Origin of the sequence: Pseudomonas sp. B21-031, from assembly GCF_024748985.1 — a bacterium.
GTDB lineage: Bacteria > Pseudomonadota > Gammaproteobacteria > Pseudomonadales > Pseudomonadaceae > Aquipseudomonas > Aquipseudomonas kermanshahensis.
Genome location: NZ_CP087181.1, coordinates 5,784,236 through 5,805,690 on the forward strand (window position 1 = coordinate 5,784,236; position 21,455 = coordinate 5,805,690).

The 21,455-nt window shown below is 62.8% G+C and carries 21 protein-coding genes and 1 pseudogene; 11 read left to right on the top strand and 11 right to left on the bottom strand.

From position 1 onward, the window contains the following. Positions 1 to 6 precede the first annotated feature (6 nt). Positions 7 to 1,266: a transcription termination factor Rho gene (gene rho, locus LOY53_RS25795; RefSeq protein WP_003253661.1), complete on the bottom strand. Its 1,260-nt coding sequence runs from the start codon at positions 1,264 to 1,266 to the stop codon at positions 7 to 9. 228 nt (positions 1,267 to 1,494) lie between these two features. Next, complete coding sequence (trxA, locus tag LOY53_RS25800; protein WP_009684153.1) at positions 1,495 to 1,824, bottom strand: thioredoxin TrxA; 330 nt, start codon at positions 1,822 to 1,824, stop codon at positions 1,495 to 1,497. Positions 1,825 to 2,068: 244 nt separating this feature from the next. Between trxA and ppx the strand changes: the two genes are divergently transcribed. Beyond that, the gene (gene ppx / locus LOY53_RS25805; RefSeq protein WP_099455689.1) at positions 2,069 to 3,571 is read left to right on the top strand and encodes an exopolyphosphatase; all 1,503 of its coding nucleotides are present in this window, start codon (positions 2,069 to 2,071) and stop codon (positions 3,569 to 3,571) included. Here the strand turns inward: ppx and ppk1 are convergent. Further along, a complete protein-coding gene (gene ppk1 / locus LOY53_RS25810; RefSeq protein WP_252826199.1) occupies positions 3,558 to 5,795 on the bottom strand; it encodes a polyphosphate kinase 1 in 2,238 nt (745 codons plus the stop codon). The two genes, ppx and ppk1, sit on opposite strands and share 14 nt — an antisense overlap. 216 nt (positions 5,796 to 6,011) lie before the next feature. Here ppk1 and LOY53_RS25815 point away from each other — a divergent pair, with 216 nt between their 5' ends. Beyond that, on the top strand, positions 6,012 to 6,656 hold the full coding sequence (locus LOY53_RS25815) for a DedA family protein (protein ID WP_177323866.1): 645 nt from the start codon (positions 6,012 to 6,014) through the stop codon (positions 6,654 to 6,656). Between the two features lie 501 nt (positions 6,657 to 7,157). Here the strand turns inward: LOY53_RS25815 and LOY53_RS25820 are convergent. Next, a pseudogene (locus tag LOY53_RS25820) lies at positions 7,158 to 7,784 on the bottom strand (sterol desaturase family protein); the annotation flags it as partial. A gap of 112 nt (positions 7,785 to 7,896) precedes the next feature. Between LOY53_RS25820 and elbB the strand changes: the two are divergent. After that, positions 7,897 to 8,565 carry an isoprenoid biosynthesis glyoxalase ElbB gene (gene elbB, locus LOY53_RS25825; protein WP_027592215.1) on the top strand — a complete coding sequence of 223 codons (669 nt, stop codon included), beginning with the start codon at positions 7,897 to 7,899 and terminating at the stop codon, positions 8,563 to 8,565. A gap of 126 nt (positions 8,566 to 8,691) precedes the next feature. On the opposite strand, the gene LOY53_RS25830 is transcribed toward elbB, so the two are convergent. Beyond that, positions 8,692 to 9,147, bottom strand: coding sequence for a YaiI/YqxD family protein (locus tag LOY53_RS25830; protein ID WP_027592214.1), 456 nt, complete (start codon positions 9,145 to 9,147; stop codon positions 8,692 to 8,694). A 199-nt stretch (positions 9,148 to 9,346) separates the two neighbouring features. Here LOY53_RS25830 and LOY53_RS25835 point away from each other — a divergent pair, with 199 nt between their 5' ends. Further along, positions 9,347 to 12,205, top strand: coding sequence for a class I adenylate cyclase (locus tag LOY53_RS25835; protein WP_252826201.1), 2,859 nt, complete (start codon positions 9,347 to 9,349; stop codon positions 12,203 to 12,205). Positions 12,206 to 12,274: 69 nt separating this feature from the next. On the opposite strand, the gene rnk is transcribed toward LOY53_RS25835, so the two are convergent. The 3 genes from rnk to cyaY form a co-directional block, all read right to left on the bottom strand. Then, a complete protein-coding gene (gene rnk, locus LOY53_RS25840) occupies positions 12,275 to 12,685 on the bottom strand; it encodes a nucleoside diphosphate kinase regulator (RefSeq protein WP_027592212.1) in 411 nt (136 codons plus the stop codon). Positions 12,686 to 12,817: 132 nt separating this feature from the next. Further along, positions 12,818 to 13,030, bottom strand: coding sequence for a DUF1289 domain-containing protein (locus LOY53_RS25845; RefSeq protein ID WP_252826203.1), 213 nt, complete (start codon positions 13,028 to 13,030; stop codon positions 12,818 to 12,820). Position 13,031: 1 nt separating this feature from the next. Beyond that, entirely contained in the window at positions 13,032 to 13,364 is a 333-nt protein-coding gene (gene cyaY / locus LOY53_RS25850) for an iron donor protein CyaY (RefSeq protein WP_252826205.1), read from the bottom strand. A 190-nt stretch (positions 13,365 to 13,554) separates the two neighbouring features. Between cyaY and lptM the strand changes: the two genes are divergently transcribed. Genes lptM through LOY53_RS25880 form a run of 6 tightly spaced genes read left to right on the top strand, consistent with a single transcriptional unit; the run spans position 13,555 to position 18,165 of the window. Then, a complete protein-coding gene (lptM, locus tag LOY53_RS25855; RefSeq protein WP_033693895.1) occupies positions 13,555 to 13,758 on the top strand; it encodes an LPS translocon maturation chaperone LptM in 204 nt (67 codons plus the stop codon). Between the two features lie 9 nt (positions 13,759 to 13,767). Next, positions 13,768 to 15,015, top strand: a complete 1,248-nt coding sequence (lysA, locus tag LOY53_RS25860) for a diaminopimelate decarboxylase (RefSeq protein WP_252826207.1) — start codon at positions 13,768 to 13,770, stop codon at positions 15,013 to 15,015. A gap of 4 nt (positions 15,016 to 15,019) precedes the next feature. Continuing rightward, positions 15,020 to 15,850, top strand: coding sequence for a diaminopimelate epimerase (gene dapF / locus LOY53_RS25865; RefSeq protein WP_027592208.1), 831 nt, complete (start codon positions 15,020 to 15,022; stop codon positions 15,848 to 15,850). A 13-nt stretch (positions 15,851 to 15,863) separates the two neighbouring features. After that, a complete protein-coding gene (locus tag LOY53_RS25870; RefSeq protein ID WP_252826209.1) occupies positions 15,864 to 16,574 on the top strand; it encodes a DUF484 family protein in 711 nt (236 codons plus the stop codon). Further along, complete coding sequence (gene xerC / locus LOY53_RS25875) at positions 16,574 to 17,473, top strand: tyrosine recombinase XerC (protein ID WP_027592206.1); 900 nt, start codon at positions 16,574 to 16,576, stop codon at positions 17,471 to 17,473. Before LOY53_RS25870 ends, xerC begins: the two co-directional genes overlap by 1 nt. After that, complete coding sequence (locus LOY53_RS25880) at positions 17,470 to 18,165, top strand: HAD family hydrolase (RefSeq protein WP_085272188.1); 696 nt, start codon at positions 17,470 to 17,472, stop codon at positions 18,163 to 18,165. The genes xerC and LOY53_RS25880 overlap by 4 nt, the downstream gene beginning before the upstream one ends. Before the next feature lie 166 nt (positions 18,166 to 18,331). Here LOY53_RS25880 and sutA read toward each other — a convergent pair whose 3' ends face one another. From sutA to glnK, 3 genes are all read right to left on the bottom strand, one after another. Next, a complete protein-coding gene (gene sutA, locus LOY53_RS25885) occupies positions 18,332 to 18,658 on the bottom strand; it encodes a transcriptional regulator SutA (protein ID WP_027592204.1) in 327 nt (108 codons plus the stop codon). Positions 18,659 to 19,089: 431 nt separating this feature from the next. Then, complete coding sequence (locus LOY53_RS25890; protein WP_027592203.1) at positions 19,090 to 20,421, bottom strand: ammonium transporter; 1,332 nt, start codon at positions 20,419 to 20,421, stop codon at positions 19,090 to 19,092. A gap of 47 nt (positions 20,422 to 20,468) precedes the next feature. After that, positions 20,469 to 20,807, bottom strand: coding sequence for a P-II family nitrogen regulator (gene glnK, locus LOY53_RS25895; RefSeq protein ID WP_002555808.1), 339 nt, complete (start codon positions 20,805 to 20,807; stop codon positions 20,469 to 20,471). Positions 20,808 to 21,192: 385 nt separating this feature from the next. Here glnK and LOY53_RS25900 point away from each other — a divergent pair, with 385 nt between their 5' ends. Continuing rightward, on the top strand, positions 21,193 to 21,453 hold the full coding sequence (locus LOY53_RS25900) for an accessory factor UbiK family protein (RefSeq protein WP_027592202.1): 261 nt from the start codon (positions 21,193 to 21,195) through the stop codon (positions 21,451 to 21,453). The last annotated feature ends 2 nt before the right edge of the window (positions 21,454 to 21,455 follow it).

The following is a 21,455-nucleotide window of genomic DNA, read 5'->3' on the forward strand; positions in this document are numbered from 1 at the left end:
CGAAGCTTACTTACGCTTCATCGACAAGAAGAACTCGTCGTTGGTCTTGGTCTGCTTGAGCTTGTCGACCAGGAACTCGATGGCGGCGATTTCGTCCATCGGGTGCAGCAGCTTGCGCAGGATCCACATGCGCTGCAGTTCGTCGTCGGCGGTCAGCAGCTCTTCGCGGCGGGTGCCGGAGCGGTTGATGTTGATGGCCGGGAACACACGCTTCTCGGCGATACGACGGTCCAGGGGCAGCTCCATGTTGCCGGTACCCTTGAACTCTTCGTAGATCACTTCGTCCATCTTCGAGCCGGTTTCGACCAGCGCAGTGGCGATGATAGTCAGCGAACCGCCTTCTTCGATGTTACGCGCGGCACCGAAGAAACGCTTCGGCTTCTCCAGGGCGTGGGCGTCGACACCACCGGTGAGGACCTTGCCGGAGCTCGGGATCACGGTGTTGTAGGCACGTGCCAGACGGGTGATGGAGTCGAGCAGGATGACCACGTCTTTCTTGTGCTCGACCAGGCGCTTGGCCTTCTCGATGACCATTTCGGCAACCTGCACGTGGCGGGTTGGCGGCTCGTCGAAGGTCGAGGCGACCACTTCGCCGCGCACGGTGCGCTGCATTTCGGTCACTTCTTCCGGGCGCTCGTCGATCAGCAGGACGATCAGGTGGCACTCGGGGTTGTTACGGGTGATGTTCGCCGCGATGTTCTGCAGCATGATCGTTTTACCCGCTTTCGGCGGGGCGACGATCAAGCCACGCTGGCCTTTGCCGATCGGGGCGCACAGGTCGATGACGCGGCCGGTCAAGTCTTCGGTGGAACCGTTACCGGCTTCCATCTTCAGGCGCTTGTTGGGGAACAGCGGCGTCAGGTTTTCGAACAGGATCTTGTTCTTCGCGTTTTCAGGGCGATCGAAGTTGATCGTGTCGACCTTCAGCAGGGCGAAGTAACGCTCCCCTTCCTTCGGCGGGCGGATCTTGCCGACGATGGTATCGCCGGTACGCAGGTTGAAACGGCGGATCTGGCTAGGCGAGACGTAGATGTCGTCGGGGCCGGCCAGGTAGGACGCATCAGCCGAACGCAGGAAACCGAAACCATCCTGGAGAATCTCCAGCACGCCGTCACCCGAGATCTCTTCGCCGCTTTTCGCGTGCTTCTTCAGCAGGGCGAAAATCACGTCCTGTTTGCGCGAACGGGCCATGTTTTCGATGCCCATCTGTTCGGCCATTTCCAGCAGATCGGTAATCGGCTTTTGCTTGAGTTCAGTCAGGTTCATAAGGGGAGTGACGTAATCATGTATGAAGGGAGGATTAAGCTTCTGGCTTAATGAAGCCGCGCCGCTAGAAGGCGATAGGATCGCGCACAGATTCTAATTAGGAGTGCGTCGGCGACGGCGTGCAGGGGGCACTGGAGAAGCAGTGCGAGGCCGAATGTAACACTTGCTTTTTTCGACGTCTAGTGGGTTGGAAAAGAAAAGCCCCGGTATTTCCGGGGCTTTTTCACATCACAGGTGGGCGTCGAGGAACGCGGCCAGCTGCGATTTGGACAGTGCGCCGACCTTGGTGGCCTCGACGTTGCCGTTCTTGAACAGCATCAGCGTCGGGATGCCACGCACGCCGTGCTTGGCCGGGGTTTCCTGGTTGTCGTCGATGTTCAGCTTGGCGACAGTCAGTTTGCCTTCGTAGGTAGAAGCGATGTCGTCCAGAACCGGAGCGATCATCTTGCAGGGACCGCACCATTCAGCCCAGTAGTCGACCAGCACCGGGCCTTGGGCTTGCAGGACTTCGGCCTCGAAGGTGGCGTCGGTGACGTGTTTGATCAGATCGCTGCTCATGGATATCTCCGGGGTCGTAAGCATAAAAACGTGGCCCATCATAGCCGCAGAGGCTGACTACAGGAAGTCACAGACGATTGAGTGTAACTATAGTTGTGCAAGACGCCGCGAATCGAAACTGTCATATGCGTGTCATAACATCGAATGGCACATTGCCCTGCATCAAGCCTTGGCGTGCCACGCGTTGGCGACAGCCCCGTATCGTGGCACGATTGCCAGGTTAACGACCGAGAACATCCAGATCATGCCGCATACCAACGCGAAGAACCTGTCTCTGATCGCCGCCATCGACCTTGGCTCCAACAGTTTTCACATGGTCGTGGCCAAGGCCCACCACACCGAGATCCGCATTCTCGAACGGCTGGGGGAAAAGGTTCAGCTGGCCGCCGGCATCGACGAAGAGCGCAAGCTCAGCGAAGAAGCCATGGAACGAGGCCTCGACTGCCTCAAGCGCTTCGCCCAACTGATCAACGGGCTGCCCGCAGGTGCGGTGCGCATCGTTGGCACCAACGCCCTGCGCGAAGCGCGCAACCGCAACGAATTCATCCAGCGCGCCGAGGCCATTCTCGGGCATCCGGTGGAAGTGATTTCCGGCCGTGAGGAAGCCCGCCTGATCTACCTCGGCGTCTCCCACACCCTGGCCGACAACCCCGGTAAGCGCCTGGTCGCCGACATCGGCGGCGGCAGTACCGAGTTCATCATCGGCCAGCGGTTCGAGCCACTGCTACGCGAGAGCCTGCAAATGGGCTGCGTCAGCTTCACCCAGCGCTACTTCCGCGACGGCAAGATCACCCCGGCGCGTTATGCGCAGGCCTACACCGCCGCGCGCCTGGAGCTGATGAGCATCGAAAACGCCCTGCACCGCCTGACCTGGGACGAAGCCATCGGGTCGTCCGGCACCATCCGCGCCATCGGCGCAGCCATCAAGGCCAGCGGCCTGGGCAATGGCGAGGTCAACGCCGAAGGGCTGGCGTGGGTCAAACGTAAACTGTTCAAGCTGGGCGAGGTCGACAAGATCGACTTCGAAGGGGTCAAGCCCGACCGCCGCACCATCTTCCCGGCGGGCCTTGCGATTCTCGAGGCCATCTTCGACGCTCTCGAACTGCAACGCATGGACCACTGCGACGGTGCCCTGCGCGAAGGCGTGCTGTTCGACCTGCTCGGCCGCCATCACCACGAAGACGTGCGCGAGCGCACCCTCAACTCATTGATGGAGCGTTACCACGTCGACCAAGGCCAGGCCGCGCGCGTCGAGCGCAAGGCACTGCACGCGTTCGACCAGGTGGCCAAAGCCTGGAAGCTGGAAGAGGGAAATTGGCGCGATCTTCTGGGGTGGGCAGCGAAAGTGCACGAAGTTGGGCTGGATATCGCCCACTATCACTACCACAAGCACGGCGCCTACCTGATCGAGCACTCCGACCTGTCAGGCTTCTCCCGTGAGGATCAGCAGATGATGGCCCTGCTGGTACGCGGCCATCGCCGCAACATTCCCAAGGACAAGTTCGCCGAGTTCGGCGATGAAGGCGTGCAGCTGATTCGCCTGTGCGTGCTGCTGCGCTTCGCCATCCTGTTCCACCACATTCGTGGCACGCAGCAAATGCCGAAGGTACAGCTGCAAGCAGGCGACAACAGCCTCGATGTGGTCTTCCCTGAAGGCTGGCTGGAGCAGAACCAGCTGACCCAGGCCGACTTCGCCAACGAGGCGGAGTGGCTGGCCCGGGTCGGCTTCGTCCTCAGCGTACGTTGAGGACCGGGTTGCTCAGGCGCTCCAGCAGGGTCGCCTGGGCACTGCGCGGGTTCTGGTTGCCGGTCGGGGTGCTGCGCACGTAGCGCCCATCCGACTGCAGCGTCCAGGCATGGGTGTTGTCGGTCAGGTAGCTTTCCAGCTCTTTCTTCACCCGCAGCAACAGCTTCTTGCCTTCGACCGGGAAGCAGGTCTCGACGCGCTTGTCGAGGTTGCGCTCCATCCAGTCGGCACTGGACAGGTAGATCTGCTCCTCGCCGCCATTGAGGAAGTAGAACACCCGGGTGTGCTCGAGGAAGCGGCCGATGATCGAGCGCACGTGAATGTTGTGCGAAACCCCCGGAATACCTGGCCGCAGGCAGCACATACCGCGCACCACCAGGTCGATGCGCACCCCGGACTGGCTGGCCTTGTACAGCGCCTTGATGACCTTGGCATCGGTCAGCGAGTTGAACTTGGCAATGATGTGCGCAGGCTTGCCGTCCAGTGCGAACTGGGTCTCGCGGGCAATCATGTCGAGCATGCCTTTCTTCAGCGTGAAGGGTGCATGCAGCAGCTTTTTCATGCGCAGGGTCTTACCCATGCCGATCAGCTGGCTGAACAGCTTGCCGACGTCTTCGGTGAGGGCGTCGTCAGAGGTCAGCAGGCTGTAGTCGGTGTACAGGCGAGCGTTGCCGGCGTGGTAGTTGCCAGTACCCAGGTGCGCATAGCGGACGATTTCGCCCTGCTCACGCCGCAGGATCAGCATCATCTTGGCGTGGGTCTTGAACCCGACCACCCCGTAAATCACCACCGCACCCGCCGCTTGCAGGCGGCTGGCCATCTGCAGGTTGGACTCTTCGTCGAAACGCGCGCGCAATTCGATCACCGCAGTGACTTCCTTGCCGTTACGGGCAGCGTCCACCAACGCGTCGACGATCTCCGAGTTGGCGCCGGAGCGATACAGGGTCTGGCGCACGGCCAGCACATGCGGGTCCTTGGCGGCCTGGCGCAGCAGGTCGACCACCGGCGTGAACGACTCGAACGGGTGCATCAGCAGCACGTCCTGCTTGCTGATCACGCTGAAGATGTTGTCGGCGTTCTGCAGCAGCTTGGGGATCGCCGGGGTGAACGGCGTGTATTGCAGCTGCGGGTGGCTGTCGAGGCCGGTGATGCTGAACAGGCGGGTCAGGTTGACCGGGCCATTGACCTGGTACAGCTCGCTCTCGCTCAGGCTGAACTGCTTGAGCAGGTAGTCCGACAGGTGTTTCGGGCAGGTATCAGCCACCTCAAGCCGCACGGCATCACCGTAACGGCGCGAGAACAGCTCGCCGCGCAGGGCGCGGGCCAGGTCGTCGACTTCTTCGGAGTCCAGCGCCAGGTCGGCGTTTCGGGTCAGGCGGAACTGGTAGCAGCCCTTGACCTTCATGCCCTGGAACAGGTCGTCGGCATGCGCGTGGATCATCGACGACAGGAACACATAGTTAGCGCCCGGGCCACCGACTTCTTCAGGCACGCGAATGACCCGCGGCAACAGGCGCGGCGCCGGGATGATCGCCAGGCCCGAGTCGCGGCCGAAGGCATCGACGCCTTCAAGCTCGACGATGAAGTTGAGGCTCTTGTTCACCAGCAAGGGGAACGGGTGCGTCGGGTCGAGGCCGATCGGGGTGATGATCGGCGCGATCTCGTCACGGAAGAAGCGCCGTACCCAGGTCTTGAGCTTGGGCGTCCAGTGACGGCGACGGATGAAGCGGATGTGGTGTTTTTCAAGCTCTGGCAGCAGCACGTCGTTGAGGATCGCGTACTGGCGATCCACCTCGGTGTGCACCAGCTCGCTGATGCGCGCCAGCGCCTGGTGCGGCTGCAGGCCGTCGGCTCCGGCCTGTTCGCGGGCGAAGTTGATCTGCTTCTTCAGGCCGGCGACGCGGATCTCGAAGAATTCGTCCAGGTTGCTGGAGAAGATCAGCAGGAATTTCAGACGCTCGAGCAGCGGGTAGCTCTCGTCCAGTGCCTGCTCCAGCACCCGAATGTTGAACTGCAGCTGCGACAGCTCGCGATGAATGTACAGGCTGCTGTCGTCAAGGCCCGGGACGGTGATCGCCGGTGCCGGCGCAGGGGCCGGTGCCGCAGCCTCGACCACAGGCTCCGGCTCTGGCGCCGGCGGCAGGTCTGGCGGGGTCTGCACCATCTCTTCGGGGACTGCCTGGGCGTCCTTGATCGCGACAGGGGTGAGCACTTCATTATTCATCTGGACGTTCCTGGAGGACGTTAACGCCCTATCATCAATTGAGCGGGACGATAAGCGGCCATTATGACGCCTGTGTTACACCCACTGGCAAGCCTGCGACTTGTGGCCGAAGGCATTGTCCTTGTAGGAATTGTTCACGTCGAGACACATTTGGACACTTTCATCCACGCGCGCGAAGGGGTAGGCTGCGCGTTCATTTCGCCAGCACCTCAGAAAATGCTTCAACAATTCCTGCAGGATTTCGGCTACTTCGCCCTTTTTCTAGGCACCTTCTTTGAAGGCGAGACCATCCTGGTGCTTGCGGGTTTCCTCGCGTTCCGCGGTTACATGGACATCAAGCTGGTGTGCCTGGTGGCCTTCTTCGGCAGCTATGCCGGCGACCAGCTGTGGTACTTCATGGGCCGTCGCCATGGGCGCAAGATCCTGGCACGCAAACCGCGCTGGCAGGCCATGGGCGATCGGGCGCTGGACCACATCCGCCGCCACCCCGACATCTGGGTGCTGAGCTTCCGCTTCGTCTATGGGCTGCGCACGGTCATGCCGGTGGCCATTGGCCTGTCGGGCTATCCGCCGCGCCGCTACCTGCTGCTCAACGGCCTCGGTGCCGCCATCTGGGCGCTGGCCCTGGGCGCAGCGGCCTACCACTTCGGCGCCATCCTCGAAGGCTTGCTGGGCAATGTGAAGAAGTACGAGCTATGGGTGCTCGGCGGCCTGTTGTTGCTCGGCGTCCTGCTCTGGCTGCGCCGGCGCTTCCGCACCCTGCGCGCAGAGCGCAAGGCGGCGGCACTGGCTCAGGCCCCAGACGCTGAGCAGGCTGTAAGCCAGGAGCAAGACCCACCCAAGCGGCGTGATCACCGCTAAGCCCAGTGCGCCAGCCAGGTACAGCGCTGGCGCATTCGACAGCAACCGCGCCCGCTCCAGGCGCACGGCCCAGGGCCGGTTCTCCAACAGCGCGCCGAGCACGAACAAGCCCAAGGCCATGACCGACCAGCCCAGTATCAGGGCGGCGGCAGGCACGCGCTCCGCGACCTCCATCAAATAGCTGCCCAAGGCCACATAGACGACGAACTGCGCCGCTACATAGGCCTGCTGCGCCCGCCCCAGGGCAACCTCGAACTTGCGAAACAACGCCAGGTCCGGCTTGGCCTGCGGGTAACGCGCGGCGACATCGGCCGGGCGCCAGCCCGTGGGCATGAACCAGATCCGCCACTTGTCCCACACGCTGCGCGTGCGCCGGGCATCACGCCACAGCTGGGCGAAGAACTGCAGGTTGGCCCACAGCGGGTTCCAGCTGGCCAGTGGCGTGGTCACGCCGAATACCACGGGCTCGGCCGGGTCCTCTTCCTTGAACGTTCCGAACAGGCGGTCCCAGAGAATGAACACGCCGCCGTAATTGCGATCCAAGTAAACAGGATTTTGCGCATGGTGGACGCGATGGTTGGATGGCGTGATGAATATCCACTCAAGCCAACCGAGTTTGGCAATGTGCCGGGTATGCACCCAGAACTGGTACAGAAGGTTCAGCGACGCCACGGTGATGAACACCAGGGGCGGCACGCCGATCAGCGCCAATGGCAGGTAGAAGATCCACGAAAAGATGAAGCCGCTGCTGGTCTGGCGCAGCGCCGTGGTGAGGTTGTACTCCTCGCTCTGGTGGTGTACCGAATGGGCCGCCCACAGCACGTTGCGTTCGTGCCCCAGGCGGTGCAGCCAGTAGTAGCAGAGGTCGTACAGGACGAACGCCAGCACCCACACCCACCACGCTTGCTGGGGCAAGCGCAGCAGCGCCAGATGCTCCCAGGCCAAGGCATAGGTCAGCAGCCCGACCCCTTTGGTCAACAGGCCAGTGCTGGTCGACAAGGCGCCTGTACTCAGGCTGTTGATCGCGTCGGCCAGGGTGTAATTACGCTGGCCACGCACGCGGTCAGCCACCAGCTCGACGGCGATCAATACGAAGAAGAACGGCACGGCCAGCAGTATCAGGTCCATGGTGACGACCTCAGGCGTTATCCACAAAGATTAGGCCGCGACCGCGGGAATCCCTATGGCTACATCTGCCAAACTAGAGGACATTTAGCGCCTCGACACTGGAGTAATAAGCATGACGAAAAAAGTAGCGGTGATACTTTCCGGCTGTGGCGTCTATGACGGCGCCGAAATCCACGAAAGCGTGATCACCCTGCTGCGCCTCGACCAGCGCGGGGCGCAGGTGCAGTGCTTTGCGCCGAACATCGCGCAGATGCATGTGATCAATCACCTGACCGGCGAAGAGATGCCCGAGTCGCGCAACGTGCTGGTGGAATCGGCGCGTATTGCCCGTGGCGAGGTCAAGGACATCCGCGAAGCCAATGCCGAAGACTTCGATGCGCTGATTGTGCCCGGTGGTTTCGGGGCGGCGAAAAACCTCTCCAACTTCGCCGTCGAAGGCACCAACTGCAGCGTCAACCCAGACGTGCTGGCCCTGGCCGAAGCCTTTGCCGATGCCTGCAAGCCGGTTGGGCTGATCTGCATCTCGCCAGCGCTGGCGGCGAAGATCTACGGCCCAGGCGTGGTCTGCACCATCGGCAACGATGCCGGTACGGCTGCTGCGGTAGAGAAGATGGGTGGCAAGCATGAAGAGTGCGATGTGCACGACATCGTTGAAGACACCCAGCGCAAGCTGGTGACGACCCCGGCTTATATGGTTGCGAAGTCGATCAGCGAAGCGGCCGGTGGGATCTACAAGCTGGTGGACCGGGTGCTGGAGCTGACCCACGAGGGCGACCAATAACCCAAGCCTGCGCTGCCTTGGTAGGAGCGGCCTTGTGCTGCGAAGAGGCCGTTGAAGCCTCAAGACATTCAGTGGCCATGCCGGCCCTTTCGCAGCACAAGGCTGCTCCTACAAAAGCCATGCACGTCAGGTGGGCTTGGACAAGCGCGCGATAATCCGGTCCAGCGCATTGGCGAATGCCTGTTTCTCGCGCTCGCCATACGGCGCCTGCCCTCCCCCAACCTGCCCTTGCTCGCGCAAATCGGTGAACAGGTTGCGCGTCGCCAGACGATCGCCCATGTTGCGCTCGTCAAACTCACGCCCGCGCGGGTCCAGCGCCGCCACGCCTTTCTTGACCAGCCGATCGGCCAACGGCACGTCGCTGCAGATCACCAGTTCACCAGGCTCGGCGTTGTCGACCAAATAATCGTCGGCCGCATCCATACCGCTGGGTACCACGATCAGCCGCACACAGGCAAAGGCCGGCTTGCTTTGCGCCTGGCCTGCCACCATCACCACCTCGAGCTTGCGCTTGAGGGCGAACTTGACGATCAAATCCTTTGCCGCCTTGGGGCAAGCGTCGGCATCGATCCATACACGCATCCGTAAACACCTCTAAATCAGCGAGACTACGCTCATGCAGCCCATCATGCCCGAAGCGGGCTGAAAGCTGGAGTCGGCGGGTTTTACCCACACGCAAGGACGCTGGAAAAATGACGCCAACAAATCGATTTAGCGCTTATCCGACTGGTTCACTCAGGCTAAACTCGCCGCAGCCCTATTGGCCTGCCACGAGCGCGCAATGAACCACCCCCAAGAAATCCGCCCAGACCTGGACGAAGGCATCGACCGCAAAGTTCTGGCGACCTTGCGTGCGCGCTTTCTGACGCTCAACCAGGGTCGCCTGCAACGTGCAATGGAGGGGCTGTCGACGCGCCAGCAACAGGTACTGACGCTGTTGCCGCTGCTGTTCCACGTCAACCATCCACTGCTGCCCGGCTATGTCTCGAGCAGTACCCCTGCCGGGGTGGCCGGTTTCGAGCCTGCCGACGACCTGGTCGCCGAAGCGCAACGGCTGGCCCGCTCGTTCGCCTACAAGGCTCGCCAGGGGCAGGCAGCGCGCCCGATCCATGGCGTGTTCCTGATGGGCAGCCTGGGCTCGCTGGCCCAGGCCGAACAAAGCGACATGGACTTGTGGGTCTGCCATGCGCCAGGCCTGGGTGATGACCTGCTGAACGAACTGCGCCGTAAGTGCCAACTGCTGGAAACCTGGGCCGCCAGCCTGGGCGCCGAGGCACACTTCTTCCTCATCGACCCGCAAGGCTTTGCGCAAGGCGAGCGGGACGGCCAGCTTGGTTCCGACGACTGCGGCACTACCCAGCATTACCTGCTGCTCGACGAGTTCTACCGCACCGCCATCTGGCTGGCCGGGCGTACGCCGTTGTGGTGGCTGGTGCCGGCCTACGAAGAGCACAACTACAGTGCCTATACCCAGACCTTGCTCAGCAAGCGCTTCATCCGCAGCCAGGACGTGCTCGACCTCGGCAACCTGGCGCATATCCCCCCCGGCGAGTTCGTGGGTGCAGGGCTGTGGCAACTGTTCAAAGGCATCGACTCGCCCTACAAATCGCTGCTCAAACTACTGCTGACCGAAGCCTACGCCAGCGAGCACCCCGCCGTACGCTGCCTGAGCCTGGACTACAAGCATGCGGTGTTCGCCAACCAGCTCGACCTCGACGAGCTGGACCCTTACGTGATGGTCTATCGGCGCATCGAGCGCTATCTGCGGCAACGCGGCGAAACTGCGCGCCTTGAGCTGGTCAGGCGCAGCCTGTACCTGAAGGTCAACAAGAAACTCAGCGGCCAAGTGCGCGCCAACGGTTGGCAACGCCAATTGCTGCAGCGCCTGGCGGACGAATGGGGTTGGGACGAGCGCCAACTGGCCCTGCTCGACAGCCGCAGCCAATGGAAAGTTGGCCAGGTCGCGGTCGAACGCCGCGAGCTGGTGGCTGAGCTGAACCACAGCTACCGCTTCCTCAGCCAGTTCGCCCAGACCCGCAACGCCAGCAGCCGCGCCGACCAGCGTGACCTCAATGTGCTGGGGCGGCGCCTGTACGCCGCCTTCGAGCGCCGCGCCGGCAAGACCGAGGTAATCAACCCGGGGATCGCCCCGGACCTGGCAGAAGGCACCCTCACTCTGGTCCAGGCCCCCAACCGCAAAGAGCCAGGCAGCCACCACTGGGAGCTTTACACCGGTAACCTGAGCACGCACGAGGTCACGCATTTCAGCCCGATCAAACGCTGCCGCGAGCTGCTCGAACTGCTGACCTGGGCCCATCGCAATGGCGTCATCGACAGCAGTACACGCTTCGCCGTGCACCCTGGCGCCAGTGACCTGCGCGAGCTCGAGCTGTTCAACCTGCTGGGCAGCTTGCAGCAGACCCTCGACCTGCCGCTGCCGACCGTCAGCGAAGTCCGCCTGCTGCAACCCAGTGTGGCCGACGAAATCCTGTTGCTGATCAACGTCGGCATCGACCCGCTGCGCCAGCACCGCGACCTGAACATCCTGATGACCACCGAGCGCACCGACTCACTGAGCTACGCCGGCGTGCGCGAAAACCTGGTGCTGACGCTGGACCAGGTCACCCTCAACAGCTGGAATGAAGTGCTGGTGCAGCGCTACGACGGCGAGCACGCGTTGCTGCGCTGCCTGCGCGACTACCTCAACAGCCTCGGCCAGCGCGGCCACCGCCCCCGGCTACGGGTACGCTGCTTCTGCCACAACCGCGCCCAGGCCATCGAGCAGCGGGTCGAGGAGGTGTTCGCCACGGTGCAACAGTTGCTCGACCAGGGGGCGAACTACCGCTACCTGCTGCAGGTGGCTCAGCACACCCATGTGCTGGAGTTGCTGCCCGGCCAGGTAAGCCTGGCGACCCTGGCCACCCATGAGGCGCTGCTGGACTACCTGAGCGAAGAACGCAGCCGCTACAGCCCGCTGCACCTGGACGCCAATGCCCTGCAGGACCACGACCTGGCACTGGTGCTGGAGCAGGGGCGGCCCGCGTGCATTCAAGTGTTCTATCGCCTGCAAGGCGCCTGGGCCGATCTGTATGTGCTGGATGAGTACAACGCGCTGTGGCAACAGCGCCTGCCATTGCAGGATGAAGCCCATCTGCTGCTGCCACTGCAACGCTTCCTGCGTTCGGTGCTGATGCGCCGCGATACTCAACTGCCGCTGGACGCCCTGCGCCCCGCTTCGCTGGATATCCACTATGGGCAGTTACTGCCCTCAGGCCCGGGCAAGGCGCGCAGCATCGAGCCACGGCTGGTGCCTGTCGAGGGCAGCGGCCAGCCGTACTACGAGGTTCAGGCGATTATCCAGGGGGGTGCCGCGGGCGCCGTGACGGTCACCTTGTACTGTGACCAGCAGGAGTTTTCCGAGCTGGACCATGGCGATCAGCTGTACGCCGTGGTCGCCCGGCAGATCATCGGGCAACGCCGCAGCGCCGGTCATTACCGCTGCTACATTACCGACCTGGATTTGTCCGAGCTGCTGGGTGATGAGCTGGGCGCGACCGTTTTGTACCTGCGTTACAAGCGGGAGCTGGAACAGGCGCTGAATGAGGGGTTAGAGCAGTTGCAAGCGGCGGTCGGGGGGTGAACCAGCGGGGCCGTATGGGAGCGGGCTTGCCCGCTGCCACAGGAGACTTGGCGCAGCGGCCCTAAAGGCTCACAGGTCGAAATCACCCGCCGCTTCTGGCTGGTACTCGACTTCCAGCAGCTTCAGCTTGAGGGTTTTGCCGCCCGGCGCCGGCCAGTCGATCTGCTCACCGACCGAAAGGCCCAGCAAGGCACAACCAATCGGCGCCAGGATCGACACCTTGCCTTCCGGCCCAGCATCTTTCGGGTACACCAGGGTCAAGTGGTAGTCCTTGCCGCTGGCCTCTTCACGGCAGTGCACGCGCGAGTTCATGGTCACCACCCCGGCCGGGACGTCCTCGTGACCGACCACCTGCTCGGCGCGGTCAAGCTCGTCCTGCAGGGCGAGCACACCCGGCGTACTTTCGTCGAGGCTGTCGATCAGACGCTCGAGACGTTGTACGTCCAATCGGGTGAGGATGAGGGAAGGCTTGGTGCTCATGATCCAGTCAGACTCCTTTGAACAGGCAATTTTCGTCGGGCAAATAAAGCAAAACCCCGCCCAAGGGCGGGGTTTATGATGACTTTGGCGTCACCGACGCAGAACCTGACACTACCACAGCCGGGCAAATACTCAAGCCCGTGCGCGCAAGGCCTCGGCTTCGCGGCAGATCTGCCGGCGCCGCTCGTCGTCTGCAGAGCGCCATTCGCGGATGTGCTCCACAGGGCGCTGGCAGCCGGTGCAGACACGCTGTTCATCCAGGCGGCAGACGCTGATGCACGGCGATTTCACGGCCGTGCTGACATTGCTGTAGAGCGGCTTGGGCGGCCGCGGCTGCTCACTCATCTCAGATCTCGTCGAAGTCCAGCTTCTCGCCGGCCCGCTCCCAGACGATGCGCTCCAGCATCTCGCCGAGCAGCTCTTCGCTCTTCTCGCAGATCCACTGCTTGCTCTCTTCGTCATAGTCGAAGTGGAAGCCACCCGACTTGTCCGCCAGCCACAACTGGCGCAGGGGCTCCTGGCGGCTGAAGATCAACTGGCTGCCGTTGTCGAACTTGATGGTCAGGACACCGGCGGAGTTCTCCATGTCCAGGTCCATGCCGCTCTCGTCGAACAGGTCTTCCAGGGCCTGTTGGGTCGCGTCGACCAGATCATGGAAACGCGCTTCGCTCAAACTCATTGCAGGAACCTCGAAATTGGCTGCGTTACAGGCAAGCCGGGCAAGATACGGGCGCTTGCCGCCGAATGCAAAGATTAGCCATTGCAGGCGGCAAGAATAGCCCGCCCGGCGGACCGGCTCTTGCATAGGCAATCCGTCGGTCGCTCGGTATACTCGGGCGCAATACTGCATATTTCAAAGGATTTCACCCATGAAGCGCCTGATTTCCTCGCTCGCGGCGCTGGTCGCGGTTGCCTGCCTCGTTTCGGCCTGCGGTCAGAAGGGCCCCCTGTACCTGCCGGAAGACGGCAAGGACGGCAAGGGCAGCCAGAAGTCGCATCAGCACAAGCACGCTCCGGCGGTACAGCCGCAAGAAGAGCAGCCTATCCAGCCCGAGCAAACGCCAGAGCAGTAAGGAAATCAGATGAACGCTTTCAATTACCGCGACGGTGAACTGTTCGCGGAAGGTGTAGCCCTGTCGGCCATCGCCGAACGTTTCGGCACCCCGACCTACGTGTACTCGCGCGCCCACATCGAAGCCCAGTACCGCAGCTATACCGACGCGCTGCAAGGCGTCGAACACCTGGTGTGTTTCGCAGTCAAGGCCAACTCCAACCTCGGTGTGCTGAACGTGCTGGCCCGTATGGGCGCAGGCTTCGACATCGTTTCCGGCGGTGAGCTGGAGCGTGTACTGGCCGCTGGCGGCCGTGCTGATCGTGTGGTGTTCTCCGGTGTCGGCAAAACCCGCGAAGACATGCGCCGCGCGCTGGAAGTGGGCGTGCACTGCTTCAACGTCGAATCCACCGACGAGCTTGAGCGCCTGCAAGTGGTGGCCGCCGAGATGGGCAAGGTTGCCCCGGTCTCGCTGCGGGTCAACCCGGACGTCGACGCCGGCACCCACCCGTACATCTCCACCGGCCTCAAAGAAAACAAATTCGGCATCGCCATCGCCGACGCCGAAGCCATCTACGTGCGTGCCGCCCAACTGCCGAACCTGGACGTGGTCGGTGTCGACTGCCACATCGGTTCGCAGTTGACCACCGTCGAGCCGTTCCTCGATGCCCTCGACCGCCTGCTGGACTTGGTCGACCGCCTGGCCGACTGCGGCATCCACCTGCGCCACCTCGACCTGGGTGGCGGCGTTGGCGTGCGCTACCGCGATGAAGAGCCGCCGTTGCTGGCCGACTACATCAAGGCCATCCGCGCGCGCGTCGGCGACCGCGACCTGGCCCTGGTCTTCGAGCCGGGCCGCTACATCGTGGCCAACGCCGGTGTTCTGCTGACCCGCGTCGAGTACCTCAAGCACACCGAACACAAAGACTTCGCCATCATCGATGCGGCGATGAACGACCTGATCCGCCCGGCCCTGTACCAGGCCTGGATGGGCGTCAGCGCGGTCACCCCACGCGAAGGCCAAGGCCGCGCCTACGACCTGGTCGGGCCGATCTGCGAAACCGGCGACTTCATTGCCAAGGAGCGCGAGCTGAACCTGGCCGAAGGCGATCTGCTGGCTGTGCAGTCTGCCGGCGCCTATGGTTTTGTCATGAGCTCGAACTACAACACCCGTGGCCGTTGCGCCGAAATCCTGGTCGACGGTGACCAGGCGTTCGAAGTACGCCGCCGCGAAACCGTCGCCGAACTGTATGCTGGCGAAAGCCTGCTGCCGGAGTGAGCCCATGCTGCTGCGTTTCACCAAGATGCATGGGCTGGGCAATGACTTCATGGTCCTCGACCTGGTCAGCCAGCACGCACACATCCAGCCCAAGCATGCCAAGCAATGGGGCGACCGCCACACCGGCATCGGCTTCGACCAGCTGCTGATCGTCGAGGCACCGAACAATCCAGAAGTGGACTTCCGCTACCGGATCTTCAATGCCGACGGCTCCGAAGTCGAACAGTGCGGCAACGGTGCGCGCTGCTTTGCCCGCTTCGTGCTGGACAAGCGCCTGACCGCGAAAAAGCGCATCCGCGTCGAAACCAAGAGCGGCATCATCGAGCTGGACGTGCAGAACGACGGCCAGGTGAGTGTCGACATGGGCCCGCCGCGCCTGGTGCCGGCCGAAATCCCCTTCGTCGCCGACGAGCAGGCACTGAGTTACCCACTGGAAGTCGACGGCGAGGTTCACGCCATTGCCGCTGTGTCCATGGGCAACCCACATGCCGTGCTGCGCGTCGATGACGTGCATACCGCGCCTGTGCATGCCCTGGGCCCGAAGATCGAAAACCATCCGCGCTTCCCGCAGCGGGTCAACGCTGGCTTCATCCAGGTCATCGACCGTCACCGTGCCAACCTGCGGGTCTGGGAACGCGGTGCCGGCGAGACCCAGGCCTGCGGCACCGGCGCTTGCGCCGCGGCCGTGGCGGCTATCAGCCAAGGCTGGATGGACTCACCGGTGACCCTCGACTTGCCGGGTGGCCGCCTGCACATCGAATGGGCCGGCCCCGGCAAGCCCGTGTTGATGACCGGCCCGGCCGTACGCGTCTACGAAGGACAGGTTCGTCTCTAAGCGAGTAACCGCCATGACCGATCAGCCCAAGGTTGTACCCCAGCAGTCCACCGAGCTCGATGCCGAGGCGGTGGTCGCGTACTTGCGCGCCCACCCGACCTTCTTCGCCGAGCACGACGAGCTGCTGGTCGAGCAGCGCATCCCCCACCAGCGTGGCGACAGCGTGTCGCTGGTGGAGCGCCAGCTCAAGCTGCTGCGCGACCGCAACATCGAGATGCGCCATCGCCTGTCGCAACTGATGGACGTGGCGCGAGACAACGACCGGCTGTTCGACAAGACCCGCCGGCTGATCCTCGACCTGCTCGATGCCGGCAGCCTGGAAGAAGTGGTGATGGCGGTCGAAGACAGCCTACGCCAGGAGTTTCAGGTGCCCTTCGTCAGCCTGATCCTGTTCGGCGATAACGTCGCGCCAGTGGGCCGCTGGGTCAGCAACGCCGAGGCGCACCAAGCCATCGGCGGCCTGCTGGGGGGCGGCAAGACGGTCAGCGGCAACCTGCGCGACCATGAGCTGGCGTTTCTGTTCGGTGAAGATCAGCGCCCCGAAGTCGGCTCCAGCGCCGTTGCCGCCCTCGAATACCAAGGGCTGCACGGCGTGCTGGCGATTGGCAGCCGCGACCCGCAACACTACAAGAGCAGCGTCGGCACCCTGTTCCTCGGCTACATTGCCGAGGTGCTGGGCCGTGTCGTGCCGCGCGTTACCCAGACCCTGCGTCCGGTGCGCTGATGGAACGCCAGCTGGAGGCTTATTGCGCCCACCTGCGCAATGAGCGCCAGGTGTCCGAGCACACCCTGCTGGCCTACCGCCGTGACCTCGACAAGGTCATTGCCTACTGCAACGATCAGGGCATCGCCGGCTGGCAAGCACTGCAAATCCAGCAGCTACGCCAGTTGATCGCCCGCCAGCACCACCAAGGCCAATCCTCGCGCAGCCTGGCGCGTCTGCTATCGGCCGTGCGCGGCTTGTACCGATACCTGAACCGTGAAGGGCTGTGCCAGCACGACCCGGCCAGCGGCCTGTCTGCGCCCAAGGGCGAGCGCCGCCTGCCCAAGACGCTGGATACCGACCGCGCCCTGCAACTGCTCGATGGCGGCGTCGACGACGACTTCATTGCCCGGCGTGACCAGGCCATCCTCGAACTGTTCTATTCGTCAGGCCTGCGCCTGTCCGAACTGGCTGGCCTCGACCTCGAATACCTCGACCTTGCCGGCGGGCTGGTGCAGGTGCTGGGCAAGGGTGGTAAGGCGCGCGTACTGCCTGTCGGCCGTAAAGCCCGCGAGGCCCTGCAGGCGTGGTTGCGCCTGCGCGGCATCGGCGGCCCACGCGACAGCGCCGTGTTCATCACGCGCCAGGGCAATCGCCTGAGCCCACGGGCCATCCAGATGCGGGTCAAGGTCGCCGGCGAGCGCGAGCTGGGCCAGCACCTGCACCCGCACATGCTTCGCCATTCTTTCGCCAGCCATCTGCTGGAATCGTCCCAGGACCTGCGTGCGGTGCAAGAGATGCTCGGCCATGCCGACATCAGCACCACGCAGATCTACACCCACCTGGACTTCCAGCACTTGGCCGCGGTGTACGACAGCGCCCACCCCCGGGCCAAACGCAGCAAAGGCACAGACTCATGAGCATCAAGCTGATCACCTTCGACCTCGATGACACCCTGTGGGACACCGCGCCGGTGATTGCCAGCGCTGAAGTCGTCCTGCGCGACTGGCTCGAAGCCAACGCGCCGATCCTCGGCGGCGTACCGGTCGAACACCTGTTCGCCATTCGCGAGCGCCTGGTGCAGGCCGAGCCCGGCCTCAAGCACCGTATCAGCGCCCTGCGCCGGCGGGTGCTGTTCCATGCCCTGGAAGAAGTCGGCTACAGCGAGAAGCACGCGCAGGCGCTGGCCAACGAAGGCTTTGAAGTGTTCCTACATGCACGCCACCAGGTGGAAATCTTCCCTGAGGTGCAGCCGGTGCTGGAAATCCTGCGCCACCAGTACACCCTGGGGGTGGTCACCAACGGCAACGCCGATGTCAGCCGCCTGGGCTTGGCGGACTACTTCCGCTTTGCCCTGTGCGCCGAAGACCTGGGCATTGGTAAACCGGATCCGGCACCATTCCTTGAGGCGCTGAAACGTGGCGAGGTCGAGGCCAGCGCGGCGGTGCATGTGGGTGACCACCCCGGCGATGACATCGCCGGCGCCCAACGGGCCGGGCTGCGGGCCGTGTGGTTCAACCCACAAGGCAAGGCCTGGGCCGGTGAGCGGGCACCCGATGCCGAGATCCAGCGGCTTTCGCAACTGCCTGAGGTAATGGCGCGCTGGCGCTGACAGGGACCGCTTCGCGGCCCATCGCCGGCAAGCCAGCTCCCACAGGTATGCGCTGCGCCTAAGGTAGCTTTATCCTGTGGGAGCTGGCTTGCCGGCGATAGGGCTCCTAAACCCAACAGGCACAAAAAAGCCCGCAGCGACGGCGGGCTTTTTTGTGGGCGACCACTCAGATAGGGCGGCTGCCGTATTTGTTGTCCGGCTTCTTGGGCGGGTCGGCGACCACGTTGGCCTCCACTTCCTGCACCTTACCACCGCGCGAAAGGAACTCTTCCATCGCTTTGGCCAGGGCATCGCGCTCCTTCTGCTTGGCTTCCATGCTCGGCATCTCGTCTACCGAGACAGCGGCCTTGGACTTGCCTTTGGCAGTGGGCGCAGGGCTATCGTCTTCGCCAGCGTCTTCCGCAACGTCGTCAGCCGCTGCTTCGAGACCCTCATCAGCCTCATCATCGTCGCCTACTTCGAGGTCGTCGTTTTCCAGATCATCGTCGCTCATGTTCTACCTCATGACTTGCGAAAAGCAGGTTGGTTATAGACCAGTGCAGCCGTAGACCGGCAGCCACCAGTGAAAATTCAACTGGCCGTGGGTTGGCCACTGCCTTGGGCATCCACCTCCTGATGGGAGGGTCGTACCCTGCAGGCCCTGCTCCTGGCAGGACCTGACGAAATCCTTGAGCCACCTGCTGGCCACGCGCTAATGGCAAGCCTAGCAAAGGCTGGGGAAGCGTGCGGACTGCATGTCAAACACCCTTCGGCGCGCATTCTAGCGCGCCCGTGGAAAAAGCAAAGCTCCATAAACGCTCGGCATCTTGTAAGTTTTCTGCCTACGTCGCGAACGTGACAGATAAACCGTTTGCCGTGCAGGAAATGGCAAAAATCAGGCGAAAAAATGCCCGGCGAACCGGGCAAGTTTTTACTGCGTCGCAGTTACAGGTTGTAGCCGCGTTCGTTGTGCTGAGCCAGGTCGAGGCCGACCGACTCTTCTTCTTCGTTGACCCGCAGGCCCATCACCAGGTCCAGCACCTTGAGGATCACGTAAGTGACGATGGCGGTGTAAACCACGGTGAAAATCACGCCTTTGGCCTGAATCCAGACCTGCATGCCGATATCGGTGACCGTGCCGAAGCCGCCCAGGGCCGGTGCGGCGAACACACCGGTAAGGATGGCGCCGACGATACCGCCGATACCGTGTACGCCGAAGGCATCCAGCGAATCGTCATAGCCCAGCTTGCGCTTCAAGCTAGTGGCGCAGAAGTAGCAGATCACACCCGAAGCCAGGCCGATCACCAGGGCGCCCATCGGGCCCACGGTGCCTGCGGCAGGCGTGATTGCGACCAGGCCGGCGACCACACCCGAGGCGATGCCCAGGGCACTCGGCTTGCCGTGGCCAAGCCACTCGGCAAACATCCAGCCCAAGGCCGCGGCGGCGGTGGCAATCTGGGTCACCAGCATGGCCATGCCGGCCGTGCCGTTGGCGGCGGCGGCAGAACCTGCGTTGAAGCCGAACCAGCCGATCCACAGCATCGCTGCGCCCATCAGGGTGTAGCCCAGGTTGTGCGGGGCCATCGGCGTGGTCGGGTAGCCTTTGCGCTTGCCCAGCACCAGGCAGCACACCAGGCCAGCGATACCTGCGTTGATGTGCACCACGGTGCCGCCCGCGAAGTCCAGCACGCCCCAGTCCCACATCAGTGCGCCATCACCGCTCCACACCATGTGCGCGATCGGTGCGTACACCAAGGTGAACCAGATGCCCATGAACACCAGCATCGCGGAGAACTTCATGCGCTCGGCGAAGGCACCGACGATCAGCGCCGGGGTGATGATGGCGAAGGTCATCTGGAAGGTGATGAATACCGCCTCAGGGAACAACGCGGTGGCCGAAGTCAGGCTGTCGGGCGTGACGCCGCTGAGAAACGCCTTGGAGAAGCCACCGACGAAGGAATTGAAGTTGAGCACGCCCTTTTCCATACCGCTGGTATCGAAGGCCATGCTGTAGCCGTAGACGACCCAGAGAATGCTCATCAAACCGGTGATCGCGAAGCACTGCATCATCACCGAAAGCACGTTCTTGGAACGCACCATGCCGCCATAGAACAGGGCCAGGCCCGGGATGGTCATGAACAGCACCAGCGCCGTAGCGGTCAACATCCAGGCGGTGTCGCCGGAGTTCAGCGCTGGGGCAGCTTCCTCTGCCAGGGCGAGCCCGGGCATTACGAGGGACAATAGGGCTCCTAGCCCTGCGATCTTACGCAGAGTCATGTTGTTTTCTCCTGGGGCGTTGGGTTTGGTGAGGCTTTTTTTGTTACTTAGATCGCGTCGGTATCGGTTTCGCCGGTACGGATGCGGATCGCCTGCTCCAGATTCACCACGAAGATCTTGCCGTCACCGATCTTGCCGGTGTTGGCTGCCTTGGTGATGGCTTCGATTACCCGATCAAGGTCCTTGTCGTCGATGGCGACGTCGATCTTCACCTTGGGCAGGAAGTCGACCACGTATTCAGCACCGCGATACAACTCGGTGTGGCCCTTCTGCCGACCGAAGCCTTTGACTTCAGTGACGGTGATGCCCTGCACGCCGATTTCCGACAGTGACTCGCGCACGTCGTCCAGCTTGAACGGCTTGATGATGGCTGTGACTAGCTTCATGAAACTCTCTCCCGATTTGGTGGACTTGCCCCAGGAAAACAAACCCGTCTCAAGTCTAAGCGCAGCGGTTGGCTTTGTAACGCGTCGTCGGCATCCGGCTCCGCGTGCGCACTGCCTGGTCACAAGGAACTGCATCAGTGCATGGCTCCTACAGGTCATTGCAGAAACCTTGCCAGTTCCACTAAAACGCCAGAAAACAGCGAGTTGCACGAAATAGTCGGGATTGGCCAGTCGCCAGCATCGAAAAGATGCACGATTTCGGTGCGCCCCGCCTTGGCCCACTGCGCGAAAAATGTGCAGTGCACACTGCTTGCTCACGGGTCAAACCGCGTTTTGCTGCGTGTTACACTGCGGGCCATTTTTCAGTTTCAGTGGACAGCCGAACATGCTCGCGCCCAAAGCCCTTCTCGATGCCCTGAGCGACCAGGCCTCGCGCCTGTTCAGCAGCGATACCGCCCAGCCTCGCGCCGAACTGGAAAGCCAGTTCAAGGTGCTGATGCAGGGTGCCTTCAGCAAGCTGGACCTGGTCAGCCGCGACGAATTCGACAGCCAGATGGTCGTACTGGCCCGTACCCGCGCCCGCTTGGAGGCCCTGGAGAAGCAGGTCGCCGAGCTGGAAGCGCGGATGGCGCCGACCAGCGAATAAGG